Consider the following 12,133-nt stretch of genomic DNA (forward strand, 5'->3'; position numbering starts at 1 on the left):
TTATTACCAAGGTATAATGCCATCTTTGTTAAGTATTTTACCATTATAGTTTGTTTCACTTAATGCATATTTAATAATAATTTTAGCACTTTCAGTGGTTGTATGGCCACCGGGGGAATTTCCATTAAGATCCGTAGTTGTAAAACCAGGAGTTACCCCAAATACTTCGGGACCGTTAGTGGAAAATTCTTTACTAAAAGCTAATGTTAAAGCATTAATAGCTGTTTTGGAAGAATTATATCCTAGTGTATTAATTGGATGTGTTTCACCATTAGCAAACATTGTTAGTGAGGCCATGTCAGTTGTTACATTTATGATTTTACTGTTGCTTGAATTCTTTAATAATGGTAAAAAGGCTTGCATCATTTGGAAAGTTCCAAAAAAATTAACTTCAAATCCTTGGCGTAAAGTTTCAATATTTAATTCACTAGGTAGTGTATTGAAGTCTAGCGCTATGCCTGCGTTATTAATTAATAAATGTAAGTGGTCAGTCATTTCGTAAATTTTCTTTATTGCTTCTTGAATGGATTGTGAATTTGAAATATCTACTTGAATATAGGAAACGTTTGAAACATTTAAAGATTCTACGGCTTGTTGTCCAAGTTGTTCATTACGAGCACCTAAAAATACGTGATAATCTTTTTCTGCTAATTGACGAACAAGTTCATATCCAATTCCTTTATTTGCACCTGTTATAAAAGCATATTTTTTCATATTGAATTCCTCCAGTAGTGTTATAGTAGGTTACAATGGAAAGGATACAGCCTAAACTTAAGTTTAGGTCAAGAGGAATTTTTTAAAATAAATATAGAATATCTATATATAAGAGTGAGAATTCTTATCATTTAAGAGAAAGTCTGTTATTATAAGAGATGTAGGTATTATATTTTCAAGGGGATGAAAACATGGAGTACAGAATTGAAAGAGATACATTAGGAGAAATAAAAGTTCCAGCTGATAAATTATGGGCAGCACAAACACAACGTAGTAAAGAAAACTTTCCAATTGGAACAGAGCAAATGCCACTTGAAATTGTAAAAGCATTTGCAATTTTAAAGAAGAGTGCAGCGCTTAGCAATCAAAAATTAGGAAAGCTATCAGAAGAAAAAGCAGAAGCAATTGTAGAAGCTGCGGATGAAGTGATTGCAGGGAAATGGAATGAACATTTTCCGCTTGTCGTATGGCAAACAGGTAGTGGTACACAGTCAAACATGAATGTGAATGAAGTAATTGCAAATCGTGGGAATCAAATTTTGAAAGAGAAGGGATCTGACGTACATATTCATCCGAATGATGATGTGAACATGTCACAAAGTTCAAATGATACATTTCCAACGGCGCTTCATGTAGCTTGTGTAATCGCAGTAGAAAATCACGTATTACCAGCAATTACGAAATTAAAAGAAACTTTAGCAGAAAAAGTAACTGCATTTGAACATATTATAAAAATTGGTCGTACACATTTACAAGATGCAACGCCGTTAACTTTAGGGCAAGAAATTAGCGGATGGCACCGTATGCTTGAAAAAACAGAGCGTATGATTGCAGAGAGCAATACATATATGAAAGAGTTAGCAATTGGTGGAACTGCGGTTGGAACAGGTATCAATGCTCATCCTAAATTTGGTGAGATGGTATCAGAGGAAATTAGTCAATTTACAGGTAAACAATTTGTTTCTGCACCAAATAAGTTCCATGCATTAACGAGCCATGATGAAGTTGTATATACTCACGGTGCATTAAAAGCATTAGCTGCGGATTTAATGAAAATCGCTAACGATGTACGTTGGCTTGCAAGTGGTCCACGTAGTGGTCTTGGAGAAATTATTATTCCAGCAAATGAACCGGGAAGCTCTATTATGCCAGGGAAAGTAAATCCAACGCAAAGTGAAGCATTAACGATGGTTGTAGCGCAAGTGATGGGGAATGATGCAACAATCGGATTTGCTGCGAGCCAAGGTAACTTTGAGTTAAATGTATTTAAACCTGTTATTGCTTATAACTTCTTACAATCAGCTCACTTATTAGCGGATGCAATTGTTTCGTTTAATGACAATTGTGCAGTTGGTATTGAAGCAGATGAAGAAGTAATTAATGAAAATGTGAATCGTTCACTAATGCTTGTAACAGCGCTAAACCCACATATCGGATATGAAAATGCAGCGAAAATTGCGAAGCATGCTCATAAAGAAGGGTTAACTTTAAAAGAAGCAGCATTGCAATCTGGGCTACTAACAGAAGAGAAATTTGATGAAATTGTAGATCCAAAGAAAATGATTGCTCCAAAAGAGTAATAGAGAAAGCCAAGGTTCTTAGTATAGAATCTTGGCTTTTTTGATGTTCATTTTTATGTTTCATCTACTTGCAATACTACAAGCTTCAAAATATATTATTTGTTAGCAGGCGTATTCATTACTTTCATCTGTGGGCAGTTCTCTTTTAAGAGTGAAATGAATTTTTCTTCTTCTAGTGGTACGAAAGTGGTCACTGAGTCAAATAAATTGTAATGGATTTCTAATTGTTGTCTAGTCCATTTTTTTGAATGAAGTTTTTTACCAGAGTATTTAACGTGACGAATATCTTCAAATGGAATTTCAGTATGAAAAATGAAACCGTGTTTTACAACAAGAGATGATTCCGTTATGTTGTAGTGAGAGAAATAGAATGAAGAAAGATTCACGATATTTAATAGCATCATGAGAGTGAAAAAAATAGAATTTTCATTTTGGAAGAATAACGAAACGAAAAAAAAAATTATAAATAATGTAATGAAAATGACGTGGAATGGATTTTTTTTCGCTTTAAATTTCAAGTTAGTCACCTCGGTATACTTGTTCTTTAACTAAATTAAATCATAACATTGTGATAAAACGTGTGAATATGCAGAATTGCATATTCGCGCGTTTTATTATTCATGTAAAATTTCTTGATGGGATAAATTCAAAAGAAGTTTTGTAATAGTGGAGTGGCATAAAGTGACTTACAAGAATAGAAAGATAGCGTTAGTCATAATTAGTTGTATGATCATTATGAGTAGTTGTGCTAATAAATTTGTTGAAGATAGAAATCGAAAGCATACATTTGTACAAGCAAGTAAGGTTTTAGTAGAGACTGTAAATAGAATATATAAAAAGTAAAGGATGTTTTCTTATACGAAAACATCTTTTTTGTAGTTAAAATTGAATACTGAAGTTTTGGAATGAGTGAATACCAGTTCCATATTCACTAATCGCATATGTATTCTGTGCAATTTGTTTAACGGTAAACTAAGGGTCTTGAAGAATATTTATGTTCTATTTCACATCCTATAAAATGAATTTATATAAACATATTCGCTTTTCGTTGTATTAAACCCTTTTGTTAGATGTTTTTATAAAAGTTTATAAAATGGGCAAACGAAAAGTTGAAATGTTTGTTTGCGTTGTGATAAGATGATGAAGTGATAATAAACGATATATTGATTTGTTTGGTTTTAAATAAACATTTTGAAGGAGTGTTTAGTATGAGCGATATTTCAGAGAAGTTTTGGGATGCGTCAATAGAGGAATTAAAGAAAGGGTATGTGTTTGATGAAGAAAAAGAGGAGTACATTTGCTTAGCTTGTGGTGAAACATTTATTAAAGGTGTTATTTATCAAGATAACCAAATTTTGTATGAAGCAGAGAAGTTCGTCCAATTGCATATTCAAAATGAGCATACGTCTATGTTTGATTATTTGTTAAATATGGATAAGAAATTTACTGGTTTAACGGATTTACAAAAGAAAATGGTTCAGTTTTTCCATATGGGACTGAATGATAAAGAAATTGTAAAAGAGATGGATGGCGGAAGTACATCAACAATTCGTAATCATCGATTTACACTGCGAGAGAAAATGAAGCAAGCAAAAGTATTTTTAGCGCTAATGGAATTATCAGAAGAAAAATCAAAAGTACAAACGAAATTTGTGCCAATTCATAGAACAGCAACGATGGTGGATGATCGATACAATATTACGGAAGAAGAAAATGATGAAGTATTAAAAGCTCATTTTACAGAAGGATTAGATGGACCTCTCTCTAAATTTCCGAAGAAACAAAAGCGTAAATTAATTATATTGCGCCATTTAGTGAAGAAGTTTGATAGTAATAAAAAGTATACTGAAAAAGAAGTAAATACAGTGATAGAAAATGTATACCCTGATTTTGTAACTTTAAGAAGATATTTAATCGAATATGGATTTTTAGATCGAACAGCCGATGGAAGTCAATATTGGGTGAAGTTATAATCATACGAAAAGAAAATGAATAGAAGCACAGTATTATAACAACTATACAAAGAGATAGAGATTGAAAATAGATGTTTAATAAAAGGAGAAATGAAATTTGAAACCACCTGCAGATAACAATAAAGAAGGTGCGGAGTCACATAAGTTGGAAAGTGAGAGTAAACCGATTTGGAAATCGATGTCGATGTTTTTAGTACCGTTATTATTAAGTAATGTACTACAATCAGTTGGACAATTATTTGGTATGGTAGTAGTAGGAAGATGGCTTGGAGTTAATGATTTAGCGGCTATATCAGCATTCTTCCCATTATTTTTCTTGCTCGTTTCATTTGTAATTGGTATCGGTTCAGGAAGCTCTATTTTAATTGGTCAGGCGTTTGGTGCTAAAAACGAAGATCGTTTAAAAGCTATCGTTGGTACGACGTTGACGTTTACCTTTATTATTGGAGTTGTGTTGGCGATAATAGGCAGTATTTTTGCAATGGATATTATGCGTCTAATGGGAACGCCAGAAAATATTATTGAAATAAGTGTACATTATGCACGGATTTTATTTATATCGATGCCAGTATTATTTTTATATTTCGCATATACAACATTTATGAGAGGTACAGGAGATTCTAAAACGCCATTTTACTTTTTAATTGTAAGTACAGCGCTAAATATGATCTTATTACCGATTCTTATTTTTGGATGGTTAGGAGCTCCGAAATTAGATGTGTATGGAGCGGCCTATGCATCTGTTATATCTACAGTTATTACGTTTATTGTCATGCTTGTGTATTTAAAGAAGAAAAATCACCCATTACAACTAGATGGAACGGTTAGAAAATACCTTCGAATGGATGGGGAGTTATTAAAGCTATTACTAAGGCTCGGTATTCCAGCGAGTATTAATATGATATTAGTTTCATTATCTGAAATTGCCGTAATCGCATTTGTAAATCGTTACGGTTCGGATGCAACAGCTGCTTACGGCGTTGTGAATCAAGTTGCAAGTTATGTACAAATGCCAGCAGTTAGCCTTGGTATTACAGTTTCCATTTTTGCGGCACAATCGATTGGTGCGAATCAATTTGATCGATTACAGAAAGTTGTGAAGGCCGGAATTATTATGAACTACGTCATCGGTGGTGTGTTAATATCTCTTATTTACGTATTCTCAAGAGACATTTTATCACTATTTTTAACGAGTCAAACTACAATTGAAATTGCTCATAGCTTAGTTATGATTACATTATGGAGTTATTTAATTTTCGGTCATGCACAAATTATTAGTGCGACAATGCGAGCGAGCGGTACAGTACTTTGGCCAACTGTTATTGGAGTTGTTTCAATTTGGCTTGTAGAAGTACCCGTAGCATATTATCTTTCTTACCATACAAGTCTTGGAATAGAAGGCATTTGGATCGGGTATCCAGCAGCATTTATTGTCAGCTTAATATTACAGTATGCATATTATAAGCTTTCATGGCAAAAGAAACGAATTACACGATTAGTTAGTTAAATAGAAAAATGTCCCTAAGTTATTAGACTTAGGGACATTTTTTCGTAAGTTCAGGTTTATAAATAGCTTTTTAAAGTTATATCAAAATGTTGTCTAATGAGTGTTTTATCACTCATATAAAACTCCCACGCTCTTTCCGGTTCACCGATAATCTCAAAGGATTCCTCTGTAATATATAAAGCGCAATTATCCTCCAGTGCAATTCCTTCTATATTCCCTTGATGATTTTGTAAAAAGGAATGGAAGGCGTTCATTCTGTTTAATTGATTATAATGTGGACAAAATCTTTTATTAACAATACCCCATCCGTTACTCTCTATATAACCAGAACCTTCATAATCTGATCGGATACTAGACGTGAACCAACACATAGCACCAGCGCTATAACCAGCAATAAGTGTTCCTTGCTGCAGAGCCAATAATAATTTTTCATCGAGTCTATGTTCTTTCCATTGCGTAAGCATGTGAATATAGTTCCCGCCACCTAAATAAATTAAATCGGCTGAATGAATCATCTCGTCTATTTCATACTTTGAAGGTGAATCTGTTGTAGTACGTAAAATTTGTACTTCACAATGTAATTGTTTTTCAAAAGTGTCTAAAAATAATTTTATATAGCTTTCATCATCATGACTAGCCGTTGGAATAAACAATATTTTTGGGTACTGTTTATTTGTTAATTCTATAAGGCGTTCATTAATAGGCAAGTGATTTGAATCTTGTAAATCACCGCCACCAATGACAGCTAATTTCATAGTAAAGCACCACCTAATTATTTTTGTTATATAAAAATTCGATAGAAGAGAGTTACATTCCTTCCGTAATGTAATCAATAATTAGAAAATGTAGCTTAAGTATATCGGAATAGTAAAGAAACTACTGACTATATATACCAATGCATTAGAAACCATACATTGATATATAATATTTCATACTAATGTTTCAAAATATGGAAAAAATATGTTTAAATAGATATAATGACGCATTGATTCATATTGAATTTATACTTATATTTTAAAAGGGTATCGGAAATAATAGCGATTTTTTAAAACAGTTTTTACTTTTAATAGGAAGTTGTATTACAATATGTTAAAATTATTTCAATATATTTATTTAATATGAAATACAAAGAAGGAGAGTGAAAAAAGTGGATTTTCGATTTGAATTTACAACGAAGCTGAAAGAATACTTAGACGATGAGAAGGATGAAAAAATAATAAAAGATGGACACAGAGATGTAATTTTTCACTATTTATATGCGTTAGAGACTGAAATTGGCGTTGTTAAAAATCCTAATTTTACTTTTTTTGCATCAGGAAGACGTTCACATATAGTGTTAGAAAACGTTGAATTTAAAACAGAAGTAAATGTAAAAAGTAATATAATTGAAATTACAAAAATAGTGGATAATGTAGCTATTCCGTTAGATACTATCGTAGCGAAAGATCGGGAATTATTTGCACTTGGACGTAATGAGAAGTTTAGTGTACAAATATTAGAGCAGTATCTTTTTGATACATTTGGAGATAAGTTAGGCTTATAATGAATAGAATGAGGTACGTATTTATAGGTAGTGAATTTTAGTTTATATTACTCGCGTTTGACCTCTCATTTAATTTGTACTACAATTCGTAGTGTGAAAGGAGTCATACGATGTTTACGCAAAACTATAGGTTAAATGAGCAAGGATTAAATCATTTCTTTGGACCGCTTGAAGCGAAGATTATGGAGATTATTTGGTCTACTGAAGGTATTACTATTAAAGAAGTCCAGCAGAGATTAAGTGAAGAATCGCCTGTGAATTTTAATACTGTTATGACAGTTATGAACAGGTTAGTAGAGAAATTACACCTAGAAAAACAGACTGTGAAAAGAAGTGGCTTATATCGTGCTATACAAACGAAAGAAGAATTCTTATCCAATCAAACGAAGAAAATGACACAGGAATTAGTGGGGGAATTTGGAGATTTAGTTGTAACTCATATGATAGATGAGCTAGAGCAGGCTGATCCGAATTTAATAAAAAAATTAGAAGACAAATTGAATCAGTTAAAAAAAGAGGATCGATGAAATGAAATGGCAAATGCGTAAAATCGTATTGTTAGCGCTCATTGTTAGTACCCTCTTTTTCAACTTGTTATTGTATTATGTTACATACCCATTTCTTTTTCAAAATAAGGCATTATTCCTTTCAAAGTTTTGCTTGTTTCAGTTAGAAAAACATATGAAAGAACTATCAATGGTTCGTATTATAATAGCAGGGTTATTATTAATTACTGTATTGATTGTCTGTAAAAGAATTTGGCGACAATTTTTCTATAGTAAAAAAGTACAAAAGGCACTTATCCCATTTATTAGAAAAGGGAAACAAATACATATACTGCCGACTGCGGAAGTTGCAGCATTTACAATTGGATTATTCCGTCCGAAAGTTGTCATTTCGGAAGGGTTGCTTCAAACATTTTCAGATGAAGAAATTGATGCGATTATTTTCCATGAAGAATATCATCAAAATAATTGGGATCCGCTAAAATTATTTTGTTTTACGTTATTAGCAGAAGGAATGATGTACATCCCGATATTAAAAGGATTGTTACAACGATATCATACGTATCAAGAGTTAGCAGCAGATAAATATGCGATGCAAAAAATGAAATCTTCATTTGAGTTAGGTAGTGCATTATTAAAATTGATTAAATTAAAGACAATGGAAAATGGATGTGTTACAGCTTCATTTGCAAAAACAGCAATAAATTTACGAATCAAGCAAGTGTTAAATGAAAAAGTTGTGAAGTTTAATATCCCGTTACATACGAATTCGGTATATGTAACAATAGGGTTATTCTGTGTGTCGGTTGTCCTTATTGTCGGAGAGTGCATATAGCCTCTTTTTTTAAGGATGAACACTACTCTATGTAGTGTGGATAGAGGTATTGTCATTTATATCATGATACTTTTTATCCCTATATATATATTATTTATCATATATTACAGGTGTTTTATTGTATACAAATTAAATGACGAAAATTACAGCATTCTTTATTCGTCTATTCGGTGGATTTACAGGTTTTTAAAAATGAGGAGGAAGAAAAGTGAAGAAACTAATTGCTATTATACTAGTAGGTGCTCTCCTTTGGGCGGGGGTTAACTTTTATAATTCAAAGAAAGAAGAAAAGGAAAGAAAAGCGAAACAAGCAGAGCTACAGGAGAAAGAAGTATTACCACAAGTCGGTTTTAAAGCACCTAGCATCACATTAAAAGGATTAGACGGAAAGTTGCAGTCGTTAAATGATGCCAAGGGAAAACCATATATTATTAATTTTTGGGCATCATGGTGTGGACCGTGTGAAATGGAGGCACCTGACTTAGTTCATATGTATGATAAATATAAAAAGGATGTTGAAATTTTTGCGGTGAATGCAACTGTTAGTGACCCAGTACAAGAAGCAAGCGCATTTGCTAATCGCTATGGGTTTGAGTTTCCTGTTCTACTAGATATGGACGGAGTAGCTGGACTAGATTATAAAGTATTTTCTTTACCGACGACATTTTTTGTTAATAAAGATGGAATTATAGTAGATCATGTGCGAGGTGTATTACCACCAGATCAATTAGAAAAGAAATTTAAGAAATTGATTGAGAGTTAAGAGCGGATTTTTCTATGGGGAAAATTAGAGTCACTAACAATGTAGAATTTAAGAACGAGGTAGTAGATTTATATTTAAAAGAAGGGATGAGATATAGTAATTGAGTCTTTTTTGTTTGACATGTTTACGTTTTTTTATAACAAACGTTCTGTAATTGCATACTTGGCCTATATGTAGGTGTACCTATAAAATGGTGATTATTAACAATATATTGTTAATATCCGAACATCAAAGAGTTCAGTGAAACACTAAACTCACTATTGCGGAACTAGCAACATCATTAAGTTGGCTATCACAAGAGTTACAAGAATTAATGGATAGTTTAAAATTCAATATAATCAATAAGGATTATATTGATTCATTTGTAAAATCTTTTTTAATTGGAATGTATTAATGTAAATCACACGCTTACTTAAATAAATATAAATTTTGCATATTTAATTGGAAATAGAGCATGATATTACCAATTAAATGGAGGTGTGTTAGAAATGCAAATTCGAGAAAATAATAATTCAAACGAGATTTTGGTAGCGGCGGCAGCAAGTGCAATTGAGCAAATGAAGTATGAAATTGCTCAGGAGTTTGGCGTTACACTTGGACCAGATTCAACTTCACGAGCAAATGGTTCAGTAGGTGGAGAGATTACGAAACGTTTAGTTCGTATGGCGCAAGAGAGGTTATCTGGTCAATATAAAATTCACTAAAGTTAAAGGTATATCCCATTGAAGGGATATACCTTTTTAATTTGTTTTTAAAGAGGATCGTTAAATTTTTTATTGTTGGTTAAGTTTAGAAACTGCGAATTTAGCTGTGAAATTCATTTTCTTCATGTAAGAAGAATTTACTCCTGCTTGAAATTGAACAGAAATATTACCGTCTTATTGTGCTTTGAATACGCGACCATATGGTGAATTAGCATTGTATGTGCCAATTACTTGATTATCTGCATCAAAGACTGTATAAGAAATTGGGAACCCGGAATTTTGTACAAAGACCGTAAGTTCTTCCCCTTTATTAAGATTAAATGATTTTTTTGGGGAAACTTCATAGGAACTCATAGAGTAGTATTTTGTAACTTCTTGAGTTTCTAAATTTGTAGTTGCTGCACTTGTTTTTGATGCCTCTACTCCTGGTAAATTCATACCTGATAGTACTACAATTCCTAGTGCCCCTGCTAAAATAGCTTTTTTCACAATGTTAGTGTCTCCTTTAATATATTTTGAGATTTGAAAAGGAAGTAAAAATACCACTTCTTGAAACCATTATAGTTACAATGAGAATGATTTTCGATATGGTTTGATATGTAATTCTGCATACATAAGATGGCGATATAAGATAATCTATTTGAAATTTTGAATATTCTTAGAAGAAGAGGAGGACAAATTTTTAAAACTATGAATGGACTTGTAGCTGTTTTTTTACATACGTTGGTTTTATAGTGAATATTTCGTTGAGTTTATTTTGGTATGGAGGGGGTACTACAGTTGATTGATTACTATCAAATCTTTTTAATTACTATGACAGGTATTACTTTATTTTTTTATATACAACATGTAGGAAAATTAACGAAAAGAAACAAATAGACATTCTTTGTTGTAGTGTTTTTCTTTTTGAATTATTTATTTCTTAAATTGGTATAGATAAATATAGGTGGGGATACGTTTTTATTTTAAAATATAAAAAAGGAAGGTGTAATCCTTCTTTTCATGATCCAGTATATCTATGTGAAGATTTAATGATATTGTTAAAGTATATATTATAAGATGTGAAGCCAACCTATTATTTAATTTACTAATGTTATTGGCGCTATGTAAATTGTATCAACAGAACCGTCAGCATTTGTAACTTCAACTTTATAGCGGAATGTGCCTGCATCCCAAATATCTTCTCCATTGTCTGAGAAAGTGACTAATTCTTAAGTTGTACCAGCTGGTAACATAGAGTTCCAATTAAACCAAGTTTCATAATAGCCCCAGCCAGTTGCATATTGTTTTTCGATAGAAACTTTGTAATAAACTTATGTTTTTAGAGTTTGAAGAATATTCTTGATATGGATTTTAAAGGAAATACATATTTTTTACTAGATGTGAGAAAAAGGAATTGAGGATATCCTTTAAAACAAGATATATTCTGGTCAAAAAATTAGAGGGCATCAATTCATTAAAGCAGTAAAAAACGTTTTTATGAATTGGTGTCCTTTTTGTTTTAAAAAGAGAATATATTTTCTCAACAGGACAAATGGTAATTAGCTATAAGTATTAATTATAAGGATAAAAGGAAAAGAGAAATTAATAATAAAGGAGAATGCGAAATGATAACATTAATATCTGAAAGAAATCTAGCTGAAATCCATGAAGACGATGTAGATGTATTAAAAGTAATGGCACATCCTGTCCGATTACAAATTGTAAATGAATTAATGCACCATAAAGTATGTAATGTTACACAGTTAACGGAAATATTAAGACTCCCCCAATCCACTGTTTCACAACATTTATCAAAATTGAGGAGAACCGTACTCCGTTCAGAAAGAAGAGGGTTAGAGATGCATTATTATATAGATAATGCTAAGGCACGTCAGATTGTTGAAATTTTAGGTTTATATGTATAACTGATTGTTTGATAATATCATACCGTAGAAGCTACCTAACAATAATTAAATTTAAAAGCTTGTTTTATCTTGCCACACACAATTTAACACGATACATAGGT

The 12,133-nt window shown here is 31.9% G+C and carries 12 protein-coding genes and 2 pseudogenes; 10 read left to right on the forward strand and 4 right to left on the reverse strand.

Features of this window, described 5'->3' with window-relative positions; genetic code table 11:
• Positions 1-3: 3 nt before the first annotated feature.
• Positions 4-714: an SDR family NAD(P)-dependent oxidoreductase gene (locus MR112_RS02560; protein ID WP_000759545.1), complete on the reverse strand. Its 711-nt coding sequence runs from the start codon at positions 712-714 to the stop codon at positions 4-6.
• 191 nt (positions 715-905) lie between these two features.
• Between MR112_RS02560 and fumC the strand changes: the two genes are divergently transcribed.
• On the forward strand, positions 906-2,294 hold the full coding sequence (gene fumC / locus MR112_RS02565) for a class II fumarate hydratase (RefSeq protein ID WP_016513042.1): 1,389 nt from the start codon (positions 906-908) through the stop codon (positions 2,292-2,294).
• Positions 2,295-2,389: 95 nt separating this feature from the next.
• On the opposite strand, the gene MR112_RS02570 is transcribed toward fumC, so the two are convergent.
• Entirely contained in the window at positions 2,390-2,812 is a 423-nt protein-coding gene (locus MR112_RS02570; protein ID WP_000669063.1) for a PH domain-containing protein, read from the reverse strand.
• Positions 2,813-3,502: 690 nt separating this feature from the next.
• On the opposite strand from MR112_RS02570, the gene MR112_RS02575 reads away from it, so the two are divergent.
• Both MR112_RS02575 and MR112_RS02580 read left to right on the forward strand, forming a co-directional pair.
• Positions 3,503-4,267, forward strand: coding sequence for a DUF2087 domain-containing protein (locus tag MR112_RS02575; RefSeq protein WP_001280271.1), 765 nt, complete (start codon positions 3,503-3,505; stop codon positions 4,265-4,267).
• 97 nt (positions 4,268-4,364) lie between these two features.
• A complete protein-coding gene (locus tag MR112_RS02580) occupies positions 4,365-5,774 on the forward strand; it encodes an MATE family efflux transporter (RefSeq protein ID WP_000804124.1) in 1,410 nt (469 codons plus the stop codon).
• Between the two features lie 56 nt (positions 5,775-5,830).
• Here the strand turns inward: MR112_RS02580 and MR112_RS02585 are convergent, their stop codons facing one another.
• Positions 5,831-6,529, reverse strand: a complete 699-nt coding sequence (locus MR112_RS02585; RefSeq protein ID WP_000762118.1) for a peptidase E — start codon at positions 6,527-6,529, stop codon at positions 5,831-5,833.
• Positions 6,530-6,921: 392 nt separating this feature from the next.
• Between MR112_RS02585 and MR112_RS02590 the strand changes: the two genes are divergently transcribed.
• The 6 genes and pseudogenes from MR112_RS02590 to MR112_RS02615 all read left to right on the forward strand — a co-directional run bounded on the left by MR112_RS02590 (position 6,922) and on the right by MR112_RS02615 (position 10,125).
• Entirely contained in the window at positions 6,922-7,317 is a 396-nt protein-coding gene (locus MR112_RS02590) for a DUF3942 family protein (RefSeq protein WP_000347524.1), read from the forward strand.
• Between the two features lie 110 nt (positions 7,318-7,427).
• Positions 7,428-7,844: a BlaI/MecI/CopY family transcriptional regulator gene (locus MR112_RS02595; protein WP_000495077.1), complete on the forward strand. Its 417-nt coding sequence runs from the start codon at positions 7,428-7,430 to the stop codon at positions 7,842-7,844.
• 1 nt (position 7,845) lies between these two features.
• Positions 7,846-8,658, forward strand: coding sequence for a M56 family metallopeptidase (locus MR112_RS02600; RefSeq protein WP_242244750.1), 813 nt, complete (start codon positions 7,846-7,848; stop codon positions 8,656-8,658).
• Positions 8,659-8,761: 103 nt separating this feature from the next.
• Positions 8,762-8,848, forward strand: a pseudogene (locus MR112_RS02605) (cytochrome c biogenesis protein CcdA); the annotation flags it as partial.
• An 18-nt stretch (positions 8,849-8,866) separates the two neighbouring features.
• Positions 8,867-9,421, forward strand: coding sequence for a TlpA family protein disulfide reductase (locus tag MR112_RS02610; RefSeq protein ID WP_000733178.1), 555 nt, complete (start codon positions 8,867-8,869; stop codon positions 9,419-9,421).
• Positions 9,422-9,909: 488 nt separating this feature from the next.
• The gene (locus MR112_RS02615; RefSeq protein ID WP_001167053.1) at positions 9,910-10,125 is read left to right on the forward strand and encodes an alpha/beta-type small acid-soluble spore protein; all 216 of its coding nucleotides are present in this window, start codon (positions 9,910-9,912) and stop codon (positions 10,123-10,125) included.
• Positions 10,126-10,194: 69 nt separating this feature from the next.
• On the opposite strand, the pseudogene MR112_RS02620 reads toward MR112_RS02615, so the two are convergent.
• Positions 10,195-10,614, reverse strand: a pseudogene (locus MR112_RS02620) (hypothetical protein).
• A 1,118-nt stretch (positions 10,615-11,732) separates the two neighbouring features.
• On the opposite strand from MR112_RS02620, the gene MR112_RS02625 reads away from it, so the two are divergent.
• Positions 11,733-12,032 (forward strand): ArsR/SmtB family transcription factor, encoded by a 300-nt coding sequence (locus tag MR112_RS02625; RefSeq protein ID WP_000631354.1) that lies wholly within the window; start codon positions 11,733-11,735, stop codon positions 12,030-12,032.
• Positions 12,033-12,133 lie beyond the last annotated feature (101 nt).

It is taken from the genome of Bacillus cereus group sp. BfR-BA-01330, assembly GCF_022663885.1.
GTDB lineage: Bacteria > Bacillota > Bacilli > Bacillales > Bacillaceae_G > Bacillus_A > Bacillus_A cereus.